This window comes from Methanobacterium alkalithermotolerans (genome assembly GCF_018141185.1).
Taxonomy (GTDB): Archaea; Methanobacteriota; Methanobacteria; order Methanobacteriales; family Methanobacteriaceae; genus Methanobacterium_F; species Methanobacterium_F alkalithermotolerans.
On record NZ_CP058560.1, the window covers coordinates 1,251,244 to 1,275,571 of the forward strand.

Here is a 24,328-nt window from a genome sequence, read left to right on the forward strand (position 1 = left end):
AATATATCTAGAATTTTTAGTAGATGAAATCTCTTTTATATTAAAAAATGTATAAGGTGAATCTAAACCATGAAACCTAAAGTAATGATACTTCTAGGCAGTGCTTCTGATTATAATATTGCAGAAAAAGCACTCGATATTTTAGAACAGCTGAAAATACCATATGATTTAAGAGTAGCTTCTGCTCATAGAACACATGAAAAGGTAAAAAAAATCGTATTAGAATCTACCCGCCAAGGAGTAGAGGTTTTTATAGGGATTGCAGGACTTTCTGCTCACCTTCCAGGTATAATTGCCGCCAATACTCACCGCCCGGTGGTGGGGGTTCCAGTTGATGTTAAGGTAGGAGGGCTGGATGCCCTTTTTGCATCTTCACAGATGCCTTTCCCCGCACCGGTAGCCACAGTAGGAGTTGACCGTGGGGAAAATGGTGCTCTTCTGGCTGCTCAGATAATAGGTATAACTGACGAAGAAGTCAGAAAAAGATTTAGTCAGTTAAGAGAAAGCTTCTATAGTAAAGTAGAAAGAGATGAAAACCAACTATTGAATAATATGGGAGGGAATTACTATTTCCCCGCAGATATTGATTTCACCTCAAAAGAGGAAGTGAAGATTACAGAGGAATCTGCTTCAACAGATACTCCGATGGTAGCAGTTATTCCAGGAAGCTATTCAGATATGAGTGTAGCCAAGAAAACCACGAATTTTTTGGATAGAATGGATATAACCTATGATTTAAATGTTATCTCACCAATACGCTATCCTGAACGTTTTGAAAAGTACATGGAAAGAATGAAGGATGTTAAGCTATTTATTGCCATAACCGGTCTTTCAGCCCATGTTACAGGAGCGGTGGTGGCTTTAAGTGAAAAACCAGTTATTGGAGTACCCTGTCCTTTAAGGATGGGTGGACTTGACTCTCTTCTTTCCATGGTCAATATGCCTCCTGGTGTACCGGTTGGTACAGTGGGAGTGGCTAATGGTGGAAATGCTGCTATTTTAGCTGCTGAAATGCTGGCCATTGGTAATAAAGAGCTTGATAACCGGGTTAAAAGGTTGAAAAATAAGGCGATAGAATAATCATCCTTTATTTTTTTTTTACTTATTTTTATAAAGAATTAAAGCCCCAGAAGCAGCCACTATTATAATTAAAGTTAATATAAGCAGATAGTTTTTAGAATTTTTTGTATAGCTAGTAGATTCATCTGTTTTAGAGGATACATCATCAATTGAATCAACTTATGATGGGGATAGTTACTATTTTATTCAAAAGCCCATAAATAGTAGAGAACTATTTTAGGTGCACAATTTTAGAATCATATCTTTTCCAGGCTCAGTTGAAAAGCAGTTTCTATAAAGAATTTTTTATTTAGCATTTACATTGACCCGCTAGTGGTGCTCCATAGGAATCAGATGAAATTAAAAGAGATTAATTCAAATAGATATCCATAAAGTAGGGGTTAATAGTGAGAATAATTTAATAACTCCTCTTAATATATTCAGAAAGTGAAGTTTTTTTATTATCTACAGGACATTTATCAAACTATAAAATTATTTGGTAAGGTGGTGCATATGAAAACCTTTTTAAATCAGCTAGAAGAACAATTTGACTTTATTAGAATAAATCAAGAAATTTCCACCCATCTGGAAGCATCTGAAATTTTAAGAAAGCATCCTAAAGATGTGGTTATTCTGGAAAACTTGAAAGAATCCTCTATACCGGTAGTATCGGGTATATGTAATACCCGGGAAAAAATAGCCCTGGCTTTAAACTGTGAAGTGGGGGATATCACTTCTAAAATAGTACAGGGTATGGAAAACCCTCATCCAATCCACAATATTGAAAAAATATCAAAAGAATACACATCTTCTAAGGCTGATTTAAGCAAACTACCTATATTAACTCATTACAAGCGTGATGGAGGACCATATATCACTTCAGGAGTTATAATAGCCCGAAATCCTGAAAATGGAACAGGTAATGCATCCATACATAGGATGCTGGTCCTGGACAATAATAATCTTACAGTGAGAATTGTACCCCGGCATCTGTATACTTATTATCAGCAGGCAGAAGAGCAGGGAGAAGACCTGGAAATTGCCATAGCCATTGGAATGAATCCCGCCACTCTTCTGGCCACCACCACCTCTATCCCCATAACTGCTGATGAAATGGAAGTGGCCAACAGTTTTCATGGGGGAGACATGAAGCTCTTGCAGTGTGAAACTGTGGATCTGGAAGTTCCAGAAGCAGAAATAATAATGGAAGGTAAAATATTGGCGAATGAAAGGGCTAATGAAGGGCCTTTTGTTGATTTAACTGATACTTATGACATTATTCGTCAAGAACCGGTTATAGAACTGGAAAAAATGCATATTAAAAATGATGCCCTGTATCATGCCATATTCCCTGCTGGTTTTGAACACCGTTTATTACAGGGACTTCCCCAGGAACCCCGTATTTATAATGCGGTTCAAAACACAGTGCCCACCGTTAAAAATGTGGTTTTGACTGAAGGAGGATGCTGCTGGCTTCATGCAGCAGTATCAATAAAAAAACAAACTCAGGGTGATGGTAAAAATGTCATTATGGCAGCTTTGGCAGCCCATCCTTCTTTAAAACATGTGGTTGTTGTTGATGAAGATGTAGATATCTTCAATCCTGAAGATCTGGAGTATGCTATGGCCACCAGAGTTAAAGCTGATGATGATATTTTAATTGTGCCTAAAGCAAGAGGATCGTCCCTTGATCCCGCCGCACTTCCAGATGGTACCACCACCAAGGTGGGAGTGGATGCCACCAAACCAATAGATAAGTTAAAGAAATTTGAAAGGGTTAGTTTATCTGAATAGAACTTCTTTATCTTATTAATTTATTATATCTATTTTATAACCACATTCTGGACATTTATTTGTTTTTTTCAGCTTATTTATTCCAATGCCATATCCATTTCTTTCTAAAAGTAGTTCCCCACAATTCCAGCAACAGGTATTTTCACCATTAATACCTGGAACATTGCCCACATAAACATACTTTAATCCTGCATCTTGAGCGATTTTACGGGCTTTGAGTAAAATTTCTAAAGGGGTAGGAGGTACCTTATCCATTTTATAGTGGGGCATAAACCGGGTAAAATGCAGGGGAACCTCCTTTCCAACTTCTTGAGTCAAAAAATTCACCAGATCAGATATGTTCTTATCCGAATCATTATAACCGGGAATTATAAGGTTAGTAATCTCCAGATGTATGCCTTGATCATACATGGCAATAATATTTTCCAGTACAGGGTCCAGACGGGCCTGGCATAGTTCCTGGTAAAATTTATCTGACATTCCTTTTAAGTCTATATTAGCCGCATCCAGGTGGGGCCCAATTAATTCCAGAGCTTCAGGTGTCATATAGCCATTGGTAACATATATAGTCTTTAAATTATTTTTATGAGCTAATTTGGCAGAATCTATGGTGTATTCCAGCCACATGGTTGGTTCGTTATAGGTCCAGGCGATGGATTTACAGTTGTAAGTTTTGGCAGTAGCTACCGCATTTTCAGGGGAGACATATTTAGTTTTAAAAGAATCAATACGGGCCTGAGATATGCTCCAGTTTTGGCAGTACTTACAACTAAAATTGCAGCCTACTGTCCCCAGGGAATAAACACGGGATCCGGGATAAAAATGAAATAGAGGTTTTTTTTCAATAGGGTCAACTGCCAGGGATGATGCTGCAGCATAGTTTAAAGTGTATAAAGTCCCTTCAATGTTCTCCCGGGTTAAACAATATCCTCTTTTACCAGTGGAGATGGAACATCTGCGCTGGCATACTTTACAGTGGACTGAGTATTCTTTTTTTTCATAAAGTAGAGCTTCCATTTTCATACTAACCCTCCAGGTGCTGGTAGCCTCCTGGTGGTAGTATATTTATATTTCCCTTCTTATCTACTATTTCCATGTTTCCAGTAGAAGTTACTTCACCCACCACCATAAGCTTAATTTTATCTTTTAGGGAAGCTAAAGCATCTTTTTTAATACAAAATAATAATTCGAAATCTTCACCATAATGTAAAGCCATGTCTAATGGTTTTTTAGAGAAAAATTCCCCGATTTTTTTTACTTCGTCTGGTAGGGGTATTTTATCTTCATATATCCTGATACCCAGTGGTAAATCGCTGGCCTTCAATATTTCTTCCAGTTCACTGGCCAGGCCATCTGTAATATCTGTAAGAGCGGTAACATTACCAGATTGTGCTGCAATAATCCCTTCTTTAATTTTAGCTTGTGGTTTCAGGGCTTTTTGTATGACTTTTTTAATAATTTTTTCCGGCAAAATTGATTTAATTTTATCCTGATCCAGGGTAGAAGATAATAATATTTCAAATCCAGCGGCTGCTAATCCTAAATCACCAGATACTGCTACTATATCTCCAGGCCTGGCCCCACTTTTCATCAGTGCCTTTGATTTTTCCACCGATCCAATAATAGTTCCAGAAAGAACCATTTGAGATGATTCATTGGTATCACCTCCAAGGAGGGGTATGTGGTAATAGTTGCAGGCTTCCAGAACTCCGTCCATCAATTCATCAAATTGTCTGATTTCCATGTCCCCTGGCAACCCTATAGATAAAATAAGTCCCTGGGGAATGGCCCCCATGGCAGATATATCACTCACATTAACCGTTACTATTTTCCATCCCCTTTCTCGGGGACTCATCTGGGAGGGGAAATGTGTTTTGGCCAGTAACATGTCCGAACTAACCACTAAAAAATTTTTAGAAGGTCCTATTTCGGATAGATCCATTAAAGCAGCGTCATCTCCTAAGCTTTTTTTAATTAGAGGATGCTTAGAATAATAGTCCTGTTGAAGATTGTGTGTTTTTTTTATGATTCGATGGATGAGCTTTTTTTCGCCCAGATCAGAAATAATATGTTTTTTAGAGGGCATTATTCAGCCTAAGGAATTAATAAAAATAATAAAAAAAATTATAAGGAATGGTTAACCCTATCCTTAATAATTTCAACCACCCGGGGATCTGCACCTAATGGTTCGGTATATATGATCTCCCCGGAAAAATCAATCTCTTCATCATCTTCATGGTGCTTGTGTTTATGGCTATGGGAGTGGCCAGTCTCATGGCCATTATCCAGTCCCAGAATATGAGGTATGTCCTTTTTGGTATGTACTCCATGGGCTAAAAATACAGGAGTGACTATTATTTTTTCTACTCCCTGCCGGGCCAATTCATTTACCGCAGTAGGAATAGTGGGTGTGGTCATTTCCATAAAGCCTACACTTACCAGATAATTTTCTTCTTTTTTATATTTTTCTGCCAGTTGATTGATTACTTCTTTTCCATAGGGAAGTCGGCTTCCATGTCCTACCAGTACTACCCCTATCTTATTTTTTGAGCTTGAATTTGAATCCATATGAAATCACTCCATCATCGCCTTGTTCTCTAATTTTTCTAAATACCATCTCTACTTCATCCCCAATTTGAATATCTTCAGGTCCACAGTCAACAATTTGAGTAGTTACTTTAGCTCCTTCATCTAATTCAACAATAGCTACCGCATAGGGTGCTATTTCTTTAAATTCATCAGTAGGTGTATTAATTACAGAATAAGAATATACTTTTCCCTTGCCAGATAATTTTATGTTTTCCAGTTTTCCCTTTCTCCTGCATTCCGGGCAGACTATACGCAGGGGGAAGAATACCTTATTGCATTGTAAACATTTAGATCCTATGAGGTTGTAGCGTTGTGGAATATGACGCCATGTTCTAACGGTCTCTGTCATTTAATTCCTCCGTTATGTGATTTAAAAACAGTTGTATCTATCAGAAATACTACTATTGTTATGATTGGTTTATTAATTTTTAGTAAATATTTATATTAATAGGGGGTATTAGCCAAATATCAAGTAAAATCCTATTTCATTTTATTTTTGAATTCATGGTAATTAAAGCCTTTGGTTATATTACATCCAGAAGGATATTAAGCCACTGCGGGTAATTAATCCACCATATAGTAATATTTTTTAGCAATTTAAAGAAAATAAGCCTCAATAAGATAGCTGAATAATTTAAAGAGTTATTAACTATTTATTTTGTTTTTTATGTTTGAAGAGGATTTAAAAAATATTAAAATTATAATTATTTTTTAATAAATTTATTAAATATAGTAATATTTTTATATGTGTATTACTTAATTAGTAATAAATTATTAAAATAATTGGAAATTCCAGGTGAAATAATGGATCAAAAAGGATATATAATAAGTGGATTATCGCTTTTACTTATGGTACCCGCTATGGTGCTATCAATTTGCTTGTTAAATATATTTAGTATGGGAAATGATATTAAAGAGCAGACCATTCAATCAGATAAAATATATTATGCCTCCCAGGACCTCCAGAGAAATATTCCCCTTTTAGCCTTAGAAGTGTTGAATGAAACCGGAGAAGAAGTAAAAATTAATAATTTGCCTTATTCAAATAGCCCCCGGTATATAAAAGATGAATTACAATCCCGAATAAATAAATTTACCTCCAACCATGAACTTCAAAGTGATCTGGAAATTAAATGTACCATTAACTCGGTGCACCCTGGTAAGGATCCCTGGTATGTGGAAGTTAATTCCACCCTATTTTTAAGTCAAAAAGAGTTTTATCATGAAGAAAAGGTGTCTAATCAGGTTCCCATAACCCAGCTGGTTGATCCCCTTCCCTTTATAAAATGTGGGGTTTATGGAGATTTAAAATACACTGAAAACCGTATTTTATATGATACTTTGTTAAGTGAATATCTTCAGAATCAGGGCGAAGCCAATTCCAGTTATTATACCAATGCCTCAGCCCCCCTTCTAATTCATAAATGTCCTTATGAATCATATATTATCCATGGAGATGAAAATACCAGGAATAGCTGTATAAATAATGGATTTTATCATTACAGTGCTGATGGAGCATGTTATTTATGTCGTTTAGAAGGAAAAGCGGTTTGCATCCATCCTGGACTTGAAGTATTTATTTTGGTCCCTTCTTTAAATGATTCCCTTCCTTTAAGTGCTATTTCATCCATTGACCATGTTATATTCAGTGATGATATTTATCCCGGAGAATACATTCCTTTAAAATTTTTAGGGTTTGATTATGGATTATTTTTGGATAGTGCTCATCGTAGTAAGTATGGAATTCCATAATCCTGAAAATGAGGTATTTTATGTCAAATATAGTCCGTGAAAATAGAGGATTTATTTTTTCAACTGACCTGCTACTGGCCCTAATAGTAGTAAGTATAATATTGGGCTTATCAGCAGAAATAGTGGATACGATCAGCTATAAGATGCAGAATTATGGTTCACGTAATTCTCTGGAGAGATTAGCCCATGAAGGAGCAGATATTTTGATTAAAAGCCCGGGATCTCCAGATAACTGGGAAGAACTAAATGAGGGTGAAATTAAATACCCCGGTTTATCCAGCTTAGATAATGATCATTCCCCTCCTAAGGGGCATTTATTATCCTATAAGAAGATATTAAAGTTAAAAAAAGATTATGAAAAGATAATCCCTGGAAATTTTTTCCCAGGTTATGTGGATTGCAGCATGATAATTTATCCTCTGGATAAAACCTTAGATCCCCTGGTAATATATGATAGTCCTCATCTATCAGTAAGTAATGAAGTGGTGGTGGTAAATCGGAGTGTTTTATGTGATTATAGAAGTCAGGGGTGCTTGCTTTATCTAAATATCAGACCGGATTCATTAAATTCAGAATCCATTTTTTTAGAAAAGTGCCACCAGCTGGATCATGGGATAGAAAATGGTGAAGAATACTGGATATGTCGTAATTTTAGAATAAACAGGTCCCAAATGAAAAATCACAGTTATTATCTAATCAGCACCAGTAATGCAGCACAATTTCAGTGGATAATGGATCAATCCTGCAATAAATCTAATAATAGGAGGGAATTTACAAATAATCCCCTTAAACTGGATGGAGATATAAAATCTCTATCAAATAATATGGATTATGAAGTTTTTTTCCTGCATATAAATTTAAAAAAAGGATTTTCAGGTAGTTTTGAAATAATGGTGGTGGAAGTACCTATAGATACTCCTTTAAAAGAATTAAAATCAGAATTTTTCAAAATTCAGCCCTGTAATTTTGTATTAAAAGCCGGAATAAAAAATTAAATTAGTATTAATAAACCATATTACCCAGAATAGTAACAACCACCAGCACCAGGCAGGTATTAGCCAGGGGATCTGTTAAACTAGTGGTTAATGGTATCACAATGTTGTCAGGATCCAGACCATTTCTATGGGAGGCTATACTTAAATAAAAGGTAAATAACAGAATTAAAGGTAGTAAAAACATACCAGCCAGGGTACTGATAGTAACCATTTCCTGCAAACCTATAGAAGGGATCCCCAGTAAAGTGGTGGCAAAATGTGCCATCAGTCCAATTAAGGGATAGAGTATTATGGCCAGAAGAATTATAATCCCGAAATTTCTAATTGCTTCTTCAGCTGGTTTTATGTTTGCTTCTATATACCCAGAGTGCAAACCAGAAGATAAACGAGCCCCTAATATACTGGTAAGATTTCCTCCCTGGTCTGAAAAGAGAGGTACCAAGGCTAAAATACTGGGATTATTAAGAATGATTCCCAGGCGGCTATTTAAAATGGTACCGGCGGTGGTACCTAATAAAGAACATATCAACAAGGTAGGGACACTTTGCTTTACAATTTTCTTTAAATCAGCTTCCCCTCTAATACCAATAAACAAGCCGGCCAGGCCCATTAAAATGAAAAAGGCGAATAAAATGAATTCTAGTAAGGTGTTCTGGATTAAAAGCATGATCCAAACTCCTAAAAAGAGGGAAGGTATGGTGAAAATATCCCCGGCGGTGGTTATAAGAGGAGTGGTTACGTTATCTGGATCCCAACCATTTTCATAACTTTTTAGGGAAATAAGAGCAGTAAGAGGTAATAAAATCATGCTGGAGAATATACCTCCTAAAACAGATATCACCGTAAAATCGATAATATTCATGGATTCAAATCCCAGCAAAATACAAAGTCCCTTAGCCATGAAAGCTAGAAATATGGACATTAAGATGGTTAAAATTAAGGAAGCGGCTATGTTGTAATTTAAAACATGGGATTTTTTTAGTTCCGGTGATAGCGTACCAATATGTAAGTTAGATGCCAGTCTGGAACCCAGAGCCCCGAAAATATTACCCCGCATACCAATAGCACCGGGTATGAGTACCAGTAATCCGGGAAATGCTTCCAGTTGCTCGGTCATCATACTCAGGAAAACCCCGGCAATAATGCCCCCGAAAATGCTGATGAAAATTGCTACAAAACTTTCACCCAGCACTCTTTTAATATCATTATAAAAAATAGAAAGCTTTTTAAACACTGCCAATGGAATTGAAAATAGTTTTATTAAACTCCGGGACATTATTATAACTATTTTGACTATAAGAGTCAGTATAATTTCCATGAATTCTTTGATCTTTAGTAAAAATCGTTCTATGCTCCTCAAATGGATCACCAACTGACATGAGTTATTCACCTAAGTTTTTTTTATTAGAGATCTTCTAATTTCATCTCGTTTTTGGCCAGTTTTTCCAAAAAATCGGCCCCAGCTTCGTTTCCTTTAGCTATAAGGGTATCTTCCTCGGAAAGTATGGTGTTTCTATCTGGACCATAAATCCATGACTCATTTCTTCTAATAGCAATTATTCTCATACCGGTTCTGGTGGCCAGTAAAAGGTCACCCAGTGATTTTTCAGATAAATCTGAGCCACTTCCAATAGTAACTCTGACAATTATTTCATCAGACTCTTCCATGACCATTTTAAATACAGGGTGAGGTTTTATACCTTTAAGTACCAGATCTGCTATGTCTTTTGCTGAATTAGCTATGGATTCTGCAGCTTCGCCTACTTCCAAAAGAGCGGTTAATTTTTCCGCATCCTCCACTGATCGAGCTGCCAGTAAAGACTCTTTTTTGATTTCATAATTAAGTCGATTAACCTTATTTTCAAGTTTAATTACTTCTTCAGCAGCATCTTTGCTATTGAAAAGTAGTGCTGAGTATGACAAGTCCACCATTAGTTCTGAGAGATTTTTCATTTCAATTAATATATCCTTAACACTTTTTGACACCTTTCATCCTCCCTTCTATCGAGTATTGATGTAGTGTGGATTGAATAAAATTATTTATTAAATAATTATGTGGAAAAGATTACATAAAACTTTAGTGATGCTATCTTTTCATAATACATTCTCTTCTAAGTTTTAAAAGATCTTTTTTCTTCTTTTTTAAATCCTCGGTCTTTTCCAGGATATCTGGTATTTTTTCCATTATACAATCCACGGTGGAATTTTTATGTATCCATTCACATCCCTGGCAACTCCAAACTCCCTTATCCTTTATCCATCGGCCTCCTGTAGAACCATCTCCGCAGGGATAAAAAGGACAGTAACAGAAGGTGCAATTTTGTGGATGAGAGTGACAGGGGTAATATTCACAACTGGTATTAGGGCCAGTTGTCTGTTCTCCTTTAATAAATTTCTGGTAAAATTCCTGGGAAAGAGGGTGGATGGGACCAGAAACCACATATCCCCGGGGAGTTATCATGAAACCTTCCTCCACATAAGTGGTGGAATTACCCACTATCAAAACGGTGGACATATTAATCATGTCTTCTTCCAGGTCTTTTAAATTAATAATATTGACTTCAGGCCCGGAAACAGTAGTCTGGACAATTCCCAGTGGTGTTTCAGGGCTCAGATGCTCTTGTAAAATTTTCTGAGCCATTTTAAATGGTTTAATACGGGTCTTACTCCGTGGGTTATATAAAGCTATGATTAAATTCCCCTTAACTGCATGCTCAATTTTATTTTTTATTTCTCCAAGTGGGGTTAAAATATCCGAAAGGCTGATAACCGCAAAATCATGGAGTGGTGCCCCTAATAAGGAAGCTGCATAATTAGCAGCTGTAACCCCGGGAATCACTTCCACTTCCAGGTCACTGTATTTTCCCACCAGCTGGAAAAAAACATTACCCATTCCAAATATACCCGGGTCTCCTGAGCTAATAATGGCCACTTTTTTACCTTCCAGGCTTTTTTGTATGGCCATTTCTGCCCGGACAATTTCATCCCCCATTCCTTTTTTAATTATTTCTTTTCCATCCAGAAGATCATTTACAGAATTCACATAAGTTTTGTAGCCAATAACCACTTCTGCTTTTTTTATGGCCTCCAGGGCTCGCAGGGTTATATCATCTCTGGTAGGGCCGATACCCACTATACTAATCATGAAATCACCATGTTTTGTAAAATAAAATATTCTAGTTGGGGTTTACTGCTTGATTATATATTCGGCCTATAGAAATAATTTTAATGGTCAGTATATCAATTTCTAAACCCTGACTTCTATATTTGGCCATGGCGGTAGCTTTAACCATGAAATCTGAACTGGGAGTAATAACTATCTGTCCCCCGGAAGAATTTCCCCCACTTACATCCTCTTTATATCCCATGGCCGTAATATTAACCAGGAAGGGTTCATTACTTCTATCAGCATAAGTGGTTATATTAAGTGTGTTTAAATCAATACCATCCAGCTGACTTTTACTCTGTAATTCCTGCCCTACTTGATTAGTATTTGTAATATTCAAAGCCTCAGGAGGCTGAGTTAAAGCGGAAGTCACATCCTCCCTGATATCAAAAATGGCCATTAATCGGTTAATTTGCATATCTATTAACTTACCTACATCTGGAGGTTCAGAAGTTACAATGGTATAGGAACTTATCAAACCTGCTTCAAAGAAAAATATGAAAAATCCTAGAAAAAGTATAAATTTGACTATTCTTGACAAAAAATCACCTTATTTTAATAAAAAGGACCTTATATTATTTAATTTATTTTAATTGTTTAAATTTATTATCCGACCAGCTAATTAGCCTGAATTTTCTTGATAAATTTTAAATAAAGATATATGAGTCAATAGAGAGTAAAAATTGCCCTATTTTTTAAATTTTTTTAATCCCAATTAGAGTTCATCCCATATAATATGTGTAGATACTTTTAAAATTTTTTGTATTTATATGATTAGGTGATATTAATAATTTGGGCTCTAAATATCAGATAATAAGAGGAAAAATTAATTTAATTAATAAACCATAATATTTTTAATTATAAAAATTTTATCTTACCTTAAGTTACACCTTAATGAGAGGTAAGTATTATATTTAACAGGTGAAGATACCCTATGAGTCCCGATATTATTTTTAAATTTGCCAATGCCGGAATACTGGTAAATGAAATTGCCTATGAAAAAATCAGTCTCTATGATGATCCACTGAGTCTGAGTTCTTCCCTGATAGCAGATCTATCCCGTAACTATAATAAAAAGGATCTGGTCATCGTAACCGGGGACATGGTAGATAAATTCCTGAAAGAAAATGGAAATTCCCCTGATGAACCGGTGGGGGGAAAGGTAAAAACTGAAATAAAGCTTGAGCCCCCTTCTGGTATTTTAAATTCTAATTTAGATACAGAAACTTTAGAAAAGCCAGGATTAGGAACTTTTAATGAAAATAAAATTTTAGAGAATATTGAGGAAACAGAAGATTTAAAGGAAGATATTATAAGTCAAAATTCAGATGAGGTTGAATTGATTTTAGAAAGTGTTGATGATGCTGATTTTGATTTTAAAATTTTAAAGGACACCAGTAAAAAATCATATACCAGTGGGAATATAAAGGATATAGTTTCTTATTTTTCCAGTAGATATCATAAAATACGGGATTTTCTTAAAAAAAGAAAAGATCTTAGTGATTATTCACCTATAGCTGACATCTACCAGTCTCAGGATGTTGTAAAAATTATTGGAATGGTAAAAGAAGTACGCACCACTAAAAATAATCATAAAATAATTGAATTAGAGGATGAAAGTGGGGAAATCAGTGTTCTGGTGCATAACGAGAACCATAAGCTATTTGATAAATCAGAAACTCTGGTTCGAGATGAAGTACTGGGAGTGGTGGGAAGTCGTAAAGGAAATCTGATTATTGCTTCAGAGATAATTCATCCTGGTGTTCCCCGTGTAGAAGAAAAGAAAATGGATTTTTCAGTGGTATTTATTTCCGATGTGCATATTGGAAGCTCCACCTTTTTAGAGGACTCATTTAATAAATTTATTCAATGGATTAATGGTGATTTTGGCAGCCCGGAACAAAGAGAAATCGCAGCTAGTGTTAAATATCTGGTGGTGGCAGGGGATATTGTAGATGGAATAGGAATCTATCCCCATCAAGATAAAGAATTAACTATAAAAGACATTACCTTGCAGTACGATGAAGCCGCCCGTTTATTTGGGCAGATTCGTCAGAATATAAAAATTATAATAGCCCCGGGAAACCACGATGCCTCCCGGGTAGCAGAACCCCAGCCGGCAGTACCGGAAGAATATGCCGGAGCCCTTTACAAGTTAAAAAATTTGGAATTTGTATCCAATCCTGCTCTGGTTAGCCTGGATGGATTAAAAACTCTTATCTACCATGGTAGAAGTTTTGATGACATGGCCATGACAGTAAAAGGAATGTCACACGAACAATCCGACCTTATCATGAAAGAATTGATGGAAAAAAGACATATTGCCCCTATATATGGAGAAAGAACTCCTTTAGCATCAGAATTAGAGGATCATCTGGTTATTGATGAAATCCCTCATGTGCTGCACACCGGTCATGTGCATATAAACTCCTATAAAAAATACAAAGGGGTGCATCTGATTAATTCCGGTACCTTCCAATCCCAGACGGAATTCCAGAAGATATATAATATTGTTCCTACCTGTGGAGAAGTTCCGGTACTGCACCAGGGAGTATTTAAGGTGTTAAAATTTTAATAAATAAGATTGATTAAATTATAATTATGATTTTTTTTTAAATCGTTTAAGGCATGCTAATTAATGTTTATGAGGATTAAAATATGATAGAACTCTTTAAAAATGTGTTAGATACATCAAAATATGTTTTTGATAGGAATCTTGTATCTGGAAAAGCAGGAAATATTAGTGCTAGATTTAAGGATCCTCAGGGAGACGTGGTGGCTATTACCCCTACAGGGGTTTCCCTATCTCAGGTAAATAATAAAAATATTGCCATGGTGAATATGAAAGGTGAATCCCTCAATAATTGTAAACCCTCCTCTGAATTATTTTTACATCTTAAGATTTATGAAGCACGTCCTGATATTCAGGGAATTGTTCATACTCATTCCCCCTATGCCACCGGATTTTCATTTTCAGAGAAAAAAATTAAAAGAATGGAAGGTTTTGGACCTGTAATTAAACCTTACCTGGCTGAAATTCCCTATTACACCCCTGGTAGCAAAAAATTAGCAGAGAATGTTTCAAAAATAATAAAAAATGAAGATGTTATTATCTTAAAAAACCATGGTGTAGTTGCTGTTGGAAAAGATACGCAAGAAGCTGGAGCTCTGGCTGAATTTGTAGAAGAAATTGCCAAAACTCAATTTATCTGCCATCAACTGGGAGGCAAAATTTAATTAAAAAGTTAATTCCAGGTTAAAATAAGCTAAAAACTAATTAAAATATAAAAATCAGTTTCTAATAGACTCTAATTCACTTAGTATCTCCCATACTAAAGTTCGGGCATGTATAGGGATATTAGGATCATTACTGATTTCATCCAGAATAGATATAACCGTACTGGCCCGTACTGTTGCATCTTCATCTTTTTTACTTAAAATATCATTGGATTCTTCTGCTGCTCTTCTTATATTCCGGGGGACACTGGTGTCTTCCATAATATGCTTTAATATTTCAGAAACGCGATTAAATGTACTGTTACTCATAATAACTCCTCCATATAAAATCTAGAAAAATATTAAATTAATTTTAATTTAATTAGCGTATATCCATTGTGGTTTATATAACATGATTTAAAAAGGTTTTGGTATAAATTTAATCCGGGTTAAGGCAGCCTGAAAATAAAAAATTTAAGATAGAAACTGATTTAATTAGAAATAGCAACCGCAACCGTAACTTTATAACGAGCAACCTTTTTAATGATTAGTTTTGATTTTTCACCAGCTGCTATAAGAGCCGATGGCTCACATACCCCTTTTATTCCAAACTTATTTTTCACCAGAGGTGAAGTGGAACACTGAGGAGACTTACAAGCTTTAAGTTCATTAATAGACACAATTTCCAGAGGAACCCCCAGATAGGAAGCTGCCTCCATAATTCCTTTTTCATTACTCTTCATTTCCCCGGTGGCAATTAAATCCACCCTATCTAAGGGTAATTTTAGATTCTCCAGAGTTTCTTTCATGGCCTGAAGTACCTGGTAGCAGGTGACTCCTTTTCTACTTCCCAAACCCACCACCACCTTTTTAGGGGTTATGTTAAGTATTTTATCTTCAGCTAGGGCTCTTATCTGATTATGTTTAATAGAAAGGTAATTATGGTCCCTGATTTTTTTTTTATTTACTAAATAATAGCTTCCACCCACCTGAGGATTATCAAAAAGATAGCAAATACAGGAATTGGTTAGTAATCCAATTTTTTCTCCCTGGAGGAGAGATTGATTGAAATCAACAATAAGTTCCGGGTTTTCAATTTCCCAGAAATAACGGGAAGCCAGAGTATCTATGCCTATTATTTGATTAATATCGGTTGCAGTGGTTATAACTGCTTGCGCTCCGATTAATGATGCAATTTTTAAGCTCAGATCATTTGCTCTACCTAAGTGACCTGATAAAAGACTTATGACATGTTTACCTTTTTCATCCATAACCAGGATACCCGGATCGGTTGTTTTACTTTTAAGAAGGGGACAAATGGATCTAATCATTATTCCCGTGGCCATAATTCCCACTATAGAATCATAAGAAGCAATGATTTGATTTAAATTATCTTTCACATTTTTATGAAAGGTATCCACTTTAATTACCACAGGATCCTCTAATAAAATGTTCTTTATTTTTAGAGCCAGTTTTCTCCCGGGAGAGGTAACACTTACAATTGCAATTTTCATCTTTCCAATAATTTATAGCAGGGAGTATATAATCCCTGCCTACCAGGGATAATATATTTAACTAAAAATTCGATTAACTATTTTTTAAGTTAAATAAAAGCCTTATTGAAAACTAAAATCAATAAAATAAGTTGTAAAACTATTAATAAAATTATAGAAATGATTATAGTTAATTTTGTTAGTTTTATAGCATCATTAATTGTTTCTGGATTTAAATCCCTTTGAGGTGATCCCAGTTTATACACCCCTGGTTTAATCAGACTTACCTCGAGAGCACCAGCTACTGCTGCCATAGTATATCCAGAATTAGGACTGGGTGTATTTCCCGCATCTTTAATCATCACTTTCCAGCTGTTTTTCCAGTTAAATCCTAAAATTAATGATGAAACTACCAGTATAATTCCTGTGAAGCGTGCTGGAATATAATTTAAGATATCATCCACTTTAGCGGGGAAATATCCAATTAAATAGTTTTCTTCATCTTTATATCCCACCATAGCATCCAGAGTATTGATTATCCTGTAAATAAAGGCTCCGGGAATACCAAATAGCACTGAGTAAAATAAGGGGGCTACCACTGAATCTGTTATGTTTTCACTTAAGGTTTCTATGGCTGCAGAAACAATCTCCTCTTTTTTGAGTGATTTTGTATCTCTACTTACCAAAAATGACATTGATTGGCGGGCTATTTCTAAATTACATTTTAAATCTTTTTTAATGTCCTGAATAGAACTTATAAGGAATTTAATAGAAAAAGTAGTAGAAAGGATTACCAGAGAAAAAAAGATGTAGATTATTAGATTAAAACTCAGGATCTTTAATAATAAAATTAAAGGTACTATAAATAGTATTAGGAGCAGCATAGTGAGAATAAATCCGGAAAATTTAGAGTTGATCTTAATTAAGAAAGTTTTTAGATAGCTTATCAATTTTCCCATCCATACTACAGGATGTATGTTTACTGGTAATTCTCCCATTGTCAAATCAAGTACAATGGCACCGAAAAATATTATTAAAAAGATTAGTTCCATACACAATTTTTTAGAGGGCAGTACCTTATTAAGGCTATTGCTAAAATGTATATGAGTGGAGATAGAAATCATATTAATAAGCAGGATGTGGTGAGTGAATGTCAAATATGGAAAATACAATTTTAAAATGGCTGGCTGATGAAGGTTTCTTTAAGAAAAAAATACCTGATGAGAATTCTAATTTTCATTTTATTGTCAATTACCCGGAAGGACATGTAATAGATGTCATTCAACCCAAGGGTAAAGATGACATGGTGGTAATTGGATGTGCTACTAATGTAAGTCCAGAGCATACCTCCCAAATTCAGAACCTGAATAATAAAGAAAAAGAAAAATTCATCTGGGATTTTAGATTCTCTTTAAATAATTTCCTGGTGGATTTCCAGCTTCAGCACCCGGATAACGTATTACAAAGCTACGTTATAAGTGATCAAATTTATGAAGATGGTTTAACTAAAGACAGGTTGATACTCGTTATAAAAAAAGTTTTCAGAGCGAAGTTGCAGGGACTCTGGAAAATCCAGGAGAGTTTTGGATCTGCTGAGGCTAATGGTCCTGGAAAATCCCAACCATCAGATAGTATGTTTGTTTAATTAAATATTTTATATTTTTTTATTTTAATATTCATTTTTTTAATTAAAACCTGATTTCTCGAATATTTAGTATAGGGAGAGGGTCATTGCAAGTGAAACTGATTTTAAACCAATCTAAAATCCTAAGTGAGAGGTACATTGCAAGTGTAAAATAAATTAGAAATAAGTTTTCTTTATTTTAAATTTATTTTAAAGCTTAATTTAGTACTAAATTCCTGGAAAAAAATTTAACAATTCTTTTTATAAAAAACAATGGTTTTATATAAGATTTTTACCTGGGAATTTATAATTTTAAGAGAGTGGTACATTGCAAGTGTAAAAAAATATTTAATCCTGAACTAAGTTGGAAGAGAGAGGTAGGTTTCCAGTGTAAAATATGAAACTGTATAATGAAATTATTAAAGAGATGTATTGCAAGTGTAAAAAAGGTACTATATGCAGAAAAAAGACATAGGTTGCAAGTGTAAAAAATGTCTATAAAATTTTTTTATATTAAATTTTTTTCAATAAATTCAAATATTATTATACAAATCATTTATAATAATATTTTTATGATCTCTACTTTAAATTTAAATATAGCAATAATCTAATTTTTATTTATTTTAAAGTATTAATTAACTTTAGATCTTAAATTTAACTATTCTAAGCATTTTTTAAAATTATTTTGATTTTTTTTAAATAATTTTTTTACAGTGGAAATACATGTCTTAAATTCGCTTTTAATATGTTTTTTATTTATAGTGGAAATACACCTCTCTCTTTTAATTTCCACATTATATTTTTTTATTTACAGTGGAAACAGGTGTCTCTATCTTTTTTAAATTAATCTAATTTTTAATTACACTGGAAATCAATGTCTCTCTTATATTTTTTTATGGATTTTTTTGGTTTTACAGTGGAAACAGGTGTCTCTATCCCTATTTTTTATAGAAGATTTTTATTTTTTACACTGGAAATATAGGTATCCTTTTATGGTTAATATTAAAGTACTGAAAAAATAATAAAAAGTTTTATTTGATAGTTCATCTAATGTTTTTACACTTGAAACATACCTTTATATTGTCATCAGTTAATAGGATAAACAGGATTTTTTAAATTAGAAATAATATTTATTATAATTTTTATTTCTAAAAAAGGAATTAAAAGCTTTCAATTAATATCTTAACATATTTAAAGGTATTTTTTAGTTATTTGAAATTATTTCAGTTTTTTGTGACAATAGTCCGGGGGTTCTATTGTTTTTTTGTTAGTAATCAATTGATTTAGAGTGGTCGTATGAATATATTTGAAGAGTTAGGAGAAAAAAAGACAGTTTTTGCTGATAAACAATATTTAGATCACAGGTTCCTACCTGATAATCTACCTCATCGGGAAGAACAAATTAAATCAATTGCCAAGTACTGGATTGAGGCTTTGAATAATGTAACCCCGCCAGATATCACTATTTATGGTAAAACCGGTACCGGTAAAACAGCAGTGGCGAAATTTGCCATGAAGCAACTTAAAGAAGCAGCTAAAAATAATGATTTGAATATTAGAACAGAATATATACGATGTACAGATTATACCACAGAATACCAGGTTATTGCCCGTTTATGTCAACAGATGGGTAGAGATGTTCCCTACCGGGGATGGACTAAAGCAGAAGTTATCAATACTTTTCGTAATCTGTTTAAAAAAAATGCATTTGGAAAGGATCTTATATTACTGGTGGTCCTGGATGAAATAGATATACTTCTTAGAAATGATGGTGATGGTTTACTTTATACTTTAACCCGGACGGACAATGTCTCTATTTTATCAATAAGTAACTATGTGGACTTTAAAAAATTCATTAAACCCCGGGTTAGAAGTAGCTTAAGGGACCGGGAAATAGTATTTCCTCCCTATGGGGCTCAACAACTGGTGGATATATTAGAAGAACGTTCCAAATTATCATTTAAAGAAAACGCTTTAGGGGATGATGTTATACCCTTATGTGCTGCTTTAGCAGCAAAAGAAGAAGGAGATGCTCGTTATGCTCTCGATCTTTTAAGAACTTCAGGAGAACTATCTGATGAGAAAGAATCAGATATTGTACAGGGTGACTATGTCCGGGAAGCTAAGGATTACATTGAACATAATAAAATAACTGACATAATCATGACCTTACCCAGTCAGCAGCAGCGGGTGCTGGAGTCCATACTCTATCTTACCAAACGTAAAGAAGAAATAACATCAGGCAGGCTTTTTGAAGTATATAAAGATGTTTCCAGAGGAGATAGTGTTTCTTACCGTAGAATATTTGATTTCATAAATGAACTGGAAATGTTAGGGCTTATATCCACCAACACCGTTTCTAGAGGTAGAGCTAAAGGTCGTACTAATATTATTGACCTCCAGTGTGATACCACTGTACTGGAAGATGCTATCTGGGGTATGTAAACCCCTTTTTTTTAGAAGAAATATTTTATAATAATTATTTTTTAAAATGATTTAATCAGTGACTCTAAAATGGCCATTCTCACCGGTACTCCATAAAAAGCCTGTTCAAAATATTTTCCATAGGGTGTATGGTCCACTTCATGGGCAATTTCATCCATTTTAGGAAGAGGATGCATTACAATTAAATCTTTTCCTTTAATTAAATCGTAATCAATTCGATAGGCACCTTTTATCCGGGAATATTCCTCTGGATCGGGGAAACGCTCTTTTTGGATCCGGGTAACATACAATACATCCACCTCATCCAGAACTTCGTTAATATCTGAAGTTTCCTGGGCCACCACGTTATTTTGATTTAAATCATGCACTATACCCGGGGGCATTTTCAACTCATCAGGAGATACAAAGCTCATTTTTACTCCATACATACCCAGGGCATAAGATAAAGAATGAACTGTTCTTCCATATTTTAAATCACCAATTAAAGCCACTTTCAATCCTTTTATTTTCCCCATTATCCTCTGCATGGTGAAGAGATCCAGCAGGGTTTGGGTAGGGTGTTGACCTGCCCCATCACCAGCATTAATCACCGGAACATCCACCATATCCGATACATAACGGGCCGCGCCCTCCAGATCATGCCTTATCACCAGGGCATCTGCATATTCTGCAACCATCCGCGCAGTATCAGCTAAATTTTCACCTTTAGTCACTGAACTAGCACCAGTTTCAGCAAAACCAATCACTCCTCCATTTAATCGTTTCATGGCGGTTTCAAAGGATAATCTGGTTCTGGTAGAGGGTTCATAAAACATCATCCCCAATATTTTTCCAGTAAGACTATCTGATTTTTCTTTGGATCGGGCCACCGCTTCTAAACTTTCAGCAGATTTAAGAATTTCATTTATGTCCTTTTTTGAAAAATCTTTAATAGAAATAATATTTTTTAGAGTAAAAGACATTTTTCGACTCCCTGAAGAAAACATTTTTTGATTAATTTTTTTATAACTATACCCTTAATAAATCTCTCCAATCATATATTAATTTATAATTTACGGGAAAACACCAGATAACCAGTATGGCCCACCATCCTGGTTTTAGGTCGGGTGCCCTTTACTTTAACTTCAATTTCTCTTAATATACATTCTAAACTATTGAAATTTTCAAAACCAGCATTTTTGCATATTTTCTTTAGAAGCTGGACCTGTTCAATGTAGGGTGCATATACTGCTAACCATCCTCCTGTTTTTAAAGCTCCAAATGCTATATCAACAGCTTCCCATGGTTTAGGTAGATCAAAGAAAATTAAATCCACATCACGTTCTTTAATTCCTTCTTTTACATCCTGATTCTTCAGCTCAATATTTTTTATTCCGAATTGATCCAGGTTTTTTTGGGCAATTATGGAGAAATCTTCCCTTATTTCATAGGAATAGACCATTCCTTTTTCTCCCACCACATTGGAAAAATGCAAAGCTATGGCTCCGGCCCCGGTACCAGCATCCACCACCCTATCACCACACCCTAAACCGGTATAGGAAATAACTATCCCAATATCTTTAGGAAGTAAGATAGAACATCTCCTTTCCATAAGCTCAATAAAATCATTTACATTGGATTTAATTACTTTAAATTCCCGGGATAGATGACTAAGCAGGGTATCTCCTGGTTGGGCCTCTTCCAGGGCTTCTTTTTTTATGATTCCCAGATCGCTCTGGAAATCTTTTTCTGCATTAACCAGGTACTTTTTACCTCTCTCATCAATTAAAATTCTCAAATTTGATCACCTAAATAAAATTTATAAGAAAACTAGGTATTATTTAATAAGACTTTGTTCCGGGTCTTTATTTATTTTTTTAAAACTACTATCCACTACTTTTTTAATATTTCTAGCTATTTTTTTACCAATCCCATCTACCCTTTGCAAATCTTCAATGGAGGCATTAAATATTTCCTTCACCGAACCAAACTCTTCCATTAATTTTCGGGCATTAACCGGTCCAATACCAGGCAAGGATTCCACCACATAGAGCTGCTGTTCCCATAAAGTCAATGGCTTTTTATCAGTTCTAACCTGGATTTCTGGTCTATTATGCATCTGTTCTCTTATAGCAATCCTGCGTATCAAGGCGGCAGTATCCCCTGGGGAACGGGTGGGTATTATAGGGATTCCAAAATCCAGAGCCACTGCTGATAGAGCTCCTCTAATTGAATTAGGATTTATAAATCCAGAATACAGATTATCCCCCTCTAAAATCAAAAGAGGTTTGTTGAATTCTTCCACCATCTCTTTGGCCTGCTTATTCAGTCTCTGGTCTTTAATAGAGCTAACAAAATCCGAAGCTGTTTTTCTTTCAATGGCTACTTCTTCACTAATCTGGTAATCAGCCACTGCCAGAGGCTTTATTTTTACCTGAACATCCAGTTTATCAAGTTCACGCAGCACCCTGGAATTGATTTCCCGGGAGTCAGCATAGATTAAGGGCCGATCCTGCTTTTCTATTAGTTTAGAATTTTCCTTAATAGAATTCAGGGCGGAATCTTTATTCATATCCACCAGGTTTCCTGAGTTCAATTCCAGATTATCTAATAGTGCCGTTTTACCAAGTTCTTCCTGCATTTTCCTTTCTTTATGGACACTGGACCAGTAATAAGCTTCATCTCTAGTTTTTTCAGTAATAAGTACCATCATACGTCCGCTTTCTTTTCGACCAGTACGGCCACGACGCTGGATCATTCTTATTTCTGAAGGAACCGGCTCATACATCACCACCAGATCCACCGCCGGGATATCAATACCCTCTTCGGCCACACTGGTGGATAATAAAACCTCATATACTCCCTTACGGAAACCCTTTATAATCTCTTTTTGTTCTTTTTGGGTTAGTCCTTTTTCCCCATTACGCTTTCCCTGGCCAAAAAATTTAACTGCATTTATACCCTCTTTTAAACAACTCTTATGTATTAACTCCAGGGTATCCCGATACTGGGTAAATACAATTACTCTAGCTCCCTCATTTTTTAGTTCTTTAGTTAGAATTTTAATTAATTTATCTAATTTAGGATGTTCCACACCCTTTTCTAATGCTTTGCGGGTTAGAGTAACTGCCGGCCCAAAATCAGCATCCACCATCAGACCCCGGGCTGCTTTAGTATTCTTTTTCTTTAATCGTTTAAAGTACTCCTGGAGGGTTTTGATGCCCTGGGTTTCTAAAAGTTCCAGAGCATGCTGCACATTAAAAGCTGCAACTAAAAGTGAAATGGCTTTATAACATTCTTTAGGAGGGGTGGTACTCCGGGCAATACGATTTTGTACTTTATTTCGGGCACGTAAAAGATCTTTTTTACTAACAGAGATGGTAGGAATTACCTCCATACTTTTAAGCATTTTCAAACGGTGCTTAAGGGCCTTATCCAGGTGAGTTTTAATTTTTTCCATTTCCTCACCCATTTTCACCCTTACCCATTCTATTTCCACTGGATTAAAATATGGACTAACATCCGGGTCTTTTTCCCCCTTAATCATTACTTCCTGAATAAATAAATTATCACAAACAGACTTTATTTTATCCTTATCTGATCCTGGAGAAGCAGTAAGCCCCAGTATAAGAGGATTTTTAGCTTCCTGCAAATAACGCCCCGCCAGATAAACATAGGCATAGGATCCCACTCCCCGGTGGCACTCATCAAATACCAGAAGAGAAACATCTTTTAGAGTATAGCGATTATTAAGTAGATCTGATTCAACTGTCTGAGGGGTAGCACATATAACTTGCGACTCCTGCCACCTTTTTTTCCTATCATCAGTTTTTATAGCCCCGGTTAGGGAGGTGGCTGTAATGGTTAGAAAATCCCGAAAACTCTCTTCATGCTGGATTACCAGGGGTTTACTGGGAGCTAATACCAGCACTTTGGATCCTTTATATCTATTTAACCTATCGGCTGCCACTAATGCTGCTACAATAGTCTTACCTAAAGCAGTAGGGGCCACTATCATAGAATTACCCTTTTTTAAAACATCTGCAGCTAATAATTGTTGATAAAGCCGGGACTCAATTTTATCTACTTTAATCAGTGGATGTGCAATGTATTTTCCCATGATGAATTATATTTAAAACGAGAACATATAATGATTTATATATGGTAAAAAATAGACTTTAAATTACTTATAATGGTGATGTGAGTTCCACCAATA

22 protein-coding genes are annotated in these 24,328 nt (G+C 35.1%); 8 read left to right on the top strand and 14 right to left on the bottom strand.

Annotated elements, in window-relative coordinates; translation table 11 throughout:
- Positions 1 to 69 precede the first annotated feature (69 nt).
- Positions 70 to 1,080: a 5-(carboxyamino)imidazole ribonucleotide mutase gene (gene purE / locus HYG87_RS06205; protein WP_211532337.1), complete on the top strand. Its 1,011-nt coding sequence runs from the start codon at positions 70 to 72 to the stop codon at positions 1,078 to 1,080.
- A 492-nt stretch (positions 1,081 to 1,572) separates the two neighbouring features.
- Entirely contained in the window at positions 1,573 to 2,853 is a 1,281-nt protein-coding gene (locus HYG87_RS06210; protein WP_211532338.1) for a UbiD family decarboxylase, read from the top strand.
- A gap of 15 nt (positions 2,854 to 2,868) precedes the next feature.
- Here HYG87_RS06210 and amrS read toward each other — a convergent pair whose 3' ends face one another.
- From amrS to HYG87_RS06230, 4 genes are read right to left on the bottom strand one after another with little or no spacing between them, the layout of a single operon-like run.
- Positions 2,869 to 3,876, bottom strand: coding sequence for an AmmeMemoRadiSam system radical SAM enzyme (gene amrS, locus HYG87_RS06215; RefSeq protein ID WP_211532339.1), 1,008 nt, complete (start codon positions 3,874 to 3,876; stop codon positions 2,869 to 2,871).
- 1 nt (position 3,877) lies between these two features.
- Entirely contained in the window at positions 3,878 to 4,939 is a 1,062-nt protein-coding gene (gene thiL / locus HYG87_RS06220) for a thiamine-phosphate kinase (RefSeq protein WP_211532340.1), read from the bottom strand.
- A gap of 38 nt (positions 4,940 to 4,977) precedes the next feature.
- Positions 4,978 to 5,421 carry a sirohydrochlorin nickelochelatase gene (cfbA, locus tag HYG87_RS06225; RefSeq protein ID WP_211532341.1) on the bottom strand — a complete coding sequence of 148 codons (444 nt, stop codon included), beginning with the start codon at positions 5,419 to 5,421 and terminating at the stop codon, positions 4,978 to 4,980.
- Positions 5,393 to 5,791 (bottom strand): Zn-ribbon domain-containing OB-fold protein, encoded by a 399-nt coding sequence (locus HYG87_RS06230; protein ID WP_211532342.1) that lies wholly within the window; start codon positions 5,789 to 5,791, stop codon positions 5,393 to 5,395. The genes cfbA and HYG87_RS06230 overlap by 29 nt, the downstream gene beginning before the upstream one ends.
- Positions 5,792 to 6,246: 455 nt before the next feature.
- Here HYG87_RS06230 and HYG87_RS06235 point away from each other — a divergent pair, with 455 nt between their 5' ends.
- Entirely contained in the window at positions 6,247 to 7,194 is a 948-nt protein-coding gene (locus HYG87_RS06235; protein ID WP_211532343.1) for a hypothetical protein, read from the top strand.
- Between the two features lie 20 nt (positions 7,195 to 7,214).
- Positions 7,215 to 8,189: a hypothetical protein gene (locus HYG87_RS06240; RefSeq protein ID WP_211532344.1), complete on the top strand. Its 975-nt coding sequence runs from the start codon at positions 7,215 to 7,217 to the stop codon at positions 8,187 to 8,189.
- 7 nt (positions 8,190 to 8,196) lie between these two features.
- On the opposite strand, the gene HYG87_RS06245 is transcribed toward HYG87_RS06240, so the two are convergent.
- From HYG87_RS06245 to HYG87_RS06260, 4 genes are all read right to left on the bottom strand, one after another.
- Positions 8,197 to 9,558 carry a magnesium transporter gene (locus HYG87_RS06245; RefSeq protein WP_394357450.1) on the bottom strand — a complete coding sequence of 454 codons (1,362 nt, stop codon included), beginning with the start codon at positions 9,556 to 9,558 and terminating at the stop codon, positions 8,197 to 8,199.
- A gap of 35 nt (positions 9,559 to 9,593) precedes the next feature.
- Positions 9,594 to 10,142: a potassium channel family protein gene (locus HYG87_RS06250; protein ID WP_211534236.1), complete on the bottom strand. Its 549-nt coding sequence runs from the start codon at positions 10,140 to 10,142 to the stop codon at positions 9,594 to 9,596.
- Positions 10,143 to 10,275: 133 nt separating this feature from the next.
- Positions 10,276 to 11,334 carry a precorrin-3B C(17)-methyltransferase gene (cobJ, locus tag HYG87_RS06255; protein WP_211532345.1) on the bottom strand — a complete coding sequence of 353 codons (1,059 nt, stop codon included), beginning with the start codon at positions 11,332 to 11,334 and terminating at the stop codon, positions 10,276 to 10,278.
- A 31-nt stretch (positions 11,335 to 11,365) separates the two neighbouring features.
- A complete protein-coding gene (locus HYG87_RS06260; protein WP_211532346.1) occupies positions 11,366 to 11,896 on the bottom strand; it encodes a hypothetical protein in 531 nt (176 codons plus the stop codon).
- A 393-nt stretch (positions 11,897 to 12,289) separates the two neighbouring features.
- Here HYG87_RS06260 and HYG87_RS06265 point away from each other — a divergent pair, with 393 nt between their 5' ends.
- Together HYG87_RS06265 and HYG87_RS06270 are read left to right on the top strand one after the other, a co-directional pair.
- Positions 12,290 to 13,930: a DNA-directed DNA polymerase II small subunit gene (locus HYG87_RS06265; RefSeq protein ID WP_211532347.1), complete on the top strand. Its 1,641-nt coding sequence runs from the start codon at positions 12,290 to 12,292 to the stop codon at positions 13,928 to 13,930.
- A gap of 83 nt (positions 13,931 to 14,013) precedes the next feature.
- Positions 14,014 to 14,592: a class II aldolase/adducin family protein gene (locus tag HYG87_RS06270; protein WP_211532348.1), complete on the top strand. Its 579-nt coding sequence runs from the start codon at positions 14,014 to 14,016 to the stop codon at positions 14,590 to 14,592.
- A 54-nt stretch (positions 14,593 to 14,646) separates the two neighbouring features.
- On the opposite strand, the gene HYG87_RS06275 is transcribed toward HYG87_RS06270, so the two are convergent.
- From HYG87_RS06275 to HYG87_RS06285, 3 genes are all read right to left on the bottom strand, one after another.
- Positions 14,647 to 14,901 carry a UPF0147 family protein gene (locus HYG87_RS06275; RefSeq protein ID WP_211532349.1) on the bottom strand — a complete coding sequence of 85 codons (255 nt, stop codon included), beginning with the start codon at positions 14,899 to 14,901 and terminating at the stop codon, positions 14,647 to 14,649.
- Positions 14,902 to 15,062: 161 nt separating this feature from the next.
- Positions 15,063 to 16,085, bottom strand: a complete 1,023-nt coding sequence (locus tag HYG87_RS06280) for a cobalt-precorrin 5A hydrolase (RefSeq protein WP_211532350.1) — start codon at positions 16,083 to 16,085, stop codon at positions 15,063 to 15,065.
- Between the two features lie 89 nt (positions 16,086 to 16,174).
- Positions 16,175 to 17,188 carry a cobalamin biosynthesis protein gene (locus HYG87_RS06285; protein WP_249164814.1) on the bottom strand — a complete coding sequence of 338 codons (1,014 nt, stop codon included), beginning with the start codon at positions 17,186 to 17,188 and terminating at the stop codon, positions 16,175 to 16,177.
- Positions 17,189 to 17,214: 26 nt separating this feature from the next.
- Between HYG87_RS06285 and HYG87_RS06290 the strand changes: the two genes are divergently transcribed.
- A complete protein-coding gene (locus HYG87_RS06290) occupies positions 17,215 to 17,709 on the top strand; it encodes a DUF2299 domain-containing protein (protein ID WP_249164815.1) in 495 nt (164 codons plus the stop codon).
- Between the two features lie 1,275 nt (positions 17,710 to 18,984).
- Positions 18,985 to 20,133: an orc1/cdc6 family replication initiation protein gene (locus HYG87_RS06295; protein ID WP_211532351.1), complete on the top strand. Its 1,149-nt coding sequence runs from the start codon at positions 18,985 to 18,987 to the stop codon at positions 20,131 to 20,133.
- A 41-nt stretch (positions 20,134 to 20,174) separates the two neighbouring features.
- Here the strand turns inward: HYG87_RS06295 and pyrB are convergent, their stop codons facing one another.
- From pyrB to HYG87_RS06310, 3 genes are all read right to left on the bottom strand, one after another.
- The gene (pyrB, locus tag HYG87_RS06300) at positions 20,175 to 21,095 is read right to left on the bottom strand and encodes an aspartate carbamoyltransferase (RefSeq protein WP_211532352.1); all 921 of its coding nucleotides are present in this window, start codon (positions 21,093 to 21,095) and stop codon (positions 20,175 to 20,177) included.
- A gap of 83 nt (positions 21,096 to 21,178) precedes the next feature.
- Positions 21,179 to 21,910, bottom strand: a complete 732-nt coding sequence (locus HYG87_RS06305) for a tRNA (adenine-N1)-methyltransferase (protein ID WP_211532353.1) — start codon at positions 21,908 to 21,910, stop codon at positions 21,179 to 21,181.
- A 39-nt stretch (positions 21,911 to 21,949) separates the two neighbouring features.
- Positions 21,950 to 24,232: a DEAD/DEAH box helicase gene (locus HYG87_RS06310; protein WP_211532354.1), complete on the bottom strand. Its 2,283-nt coding sequence runs from the start codon at positions 24,230 to 24,232 to the stop codon at positions 21,950 to 21,952.
- Positions 24,233 to 24,328: the final 96 nt, after the last annotated feature.

Bases quoted from the DNA above. Each gene is read 5' to 3' on its own strand.
- HYG87_RS06265 (WP_211532347.1), top strand. From the start codon at position 12,290: ATGAGTCCCGATATTATTTTTAAATTTGCCAATGCCGGAATACTGGTA.
- HYG87_RS06290 (WP_249164815.1), top strand. From the start codon at position 17,215: ATGTCAAATATGGAAAATACAATTTTAAAATGGCTGGCTGATGAAGGT.
- HYG87_RS06275 (WP_211532349.1), bottom strand. From the start codon at position 14,901: ATGAGTAACAGTACATTTAATCGCGTTTCTGAAATATTAAAGCATATT.
- HYG87_RS06310 (WP_211532354.1), bottom strand. From the start codon at position 24,232: ATGGGAAAATACATTGCACATCCACTGATTAAAGTAGATAAAATTGAG.
- HYG87_RS06235 (WP_211532343.1), top strand. From the start codon at position 6,247: ATGGATCAAAAAGGATATATAATAAGTGGATTATCGCTTTTACTTATG.
- thiL (WP_211532340.1), bottom strand. From the start codon at position 4,939: ATGCCCTCTAAAAAACATATTATTTCTGATCTGGGCGAAAAAAAGCTC.
- HYG87_RS06230 (WP_211532342.1), bottom strand. From the start codon at position 5,791: ATGACAGAGACCGTTAGAACATGGCGTCATATTCCACAACGCTACAAC.
- HYG87_RS06250 (WP_211534236.1), bottom strand. From the start codon at position 10,142: ATGAAAAATCTCTCAGAACTAATGGTGGACTTGTCATACTCAGCACTA.
- HYG87_RS06280 (WP_211532350.1), bottom strand. From the start codon at position 16,085: ATGAAAATTGCAATTGTAAGTGTTACCTCTCCCGGGAGAAAACTGGCT.
- purE (WP_211532337.1), top strand. From the start codon at position 70: ATGAAACCTAAAGTAATGATACTTCTAGGCAGTGCTTCTGATTATAAT.
- cobJ (WP_211532345.1), bottom strand. From the start codon at position 11,334: ATGATTAGTATAGTGGGTATCGGCCCTACCAGAGATGATATAACCCTG.
- HYG87_RS06285 (WP_249164814.1), bottom strand. From the start codon at position 17,188: ATGATTTCTATCTCCACTCATATACATTTTAGCAATAGCCTTAATAAG.
- pyrB (WP_211532352.1), bottom strand. From the start codon at position 21,095: ATGTCTTTTACTCTAAAAAATATTATTTCTATTAAAGATTTTTCAAAA.
- HYG87_RS06240 (WP_211532344.1), top strand. From the start codon at position 7,215: ATGTCAAATATAGTCCGTGAAAATAGAGGATTTATTTTTTCAACTGAC.
- cfbA (WP_211532341.1), bottom strand. From the start codon at position 5,421: ATGGATTCAAATTCAAGCTCAAAAAATAAGATAGGGGTAGTACTGGTA.
- HYG87_RS06210 (WP_211532338.1), top strand. From the start codon at position 1,573: ATGAAAACCTTTTTAAATCAGCTAGAAGAACAATTTGACTTTATTAGA.
- HYG87_RS06295 (WP_211532351.1), top strand. From the start codon at position 18,985: ATGAATATATTTGAAGAGTTAGGAGAAAAAAAGACAGTTTTTGCTGAT.
- HYG87_RS06270 (WP_211532348.1), top strand. From the start codon at position 14,014: ATGATAGAACTCTTTAAAAATGTGTTAGATACATCAAAATATGTTTTT.
- amrS (WP_211532339.1), bottom strand. From the start codon at position 3,876: ATGAAAATGGAAGCTCTACTTTATGAAAAAAAAGAATACTCAGTCCAC.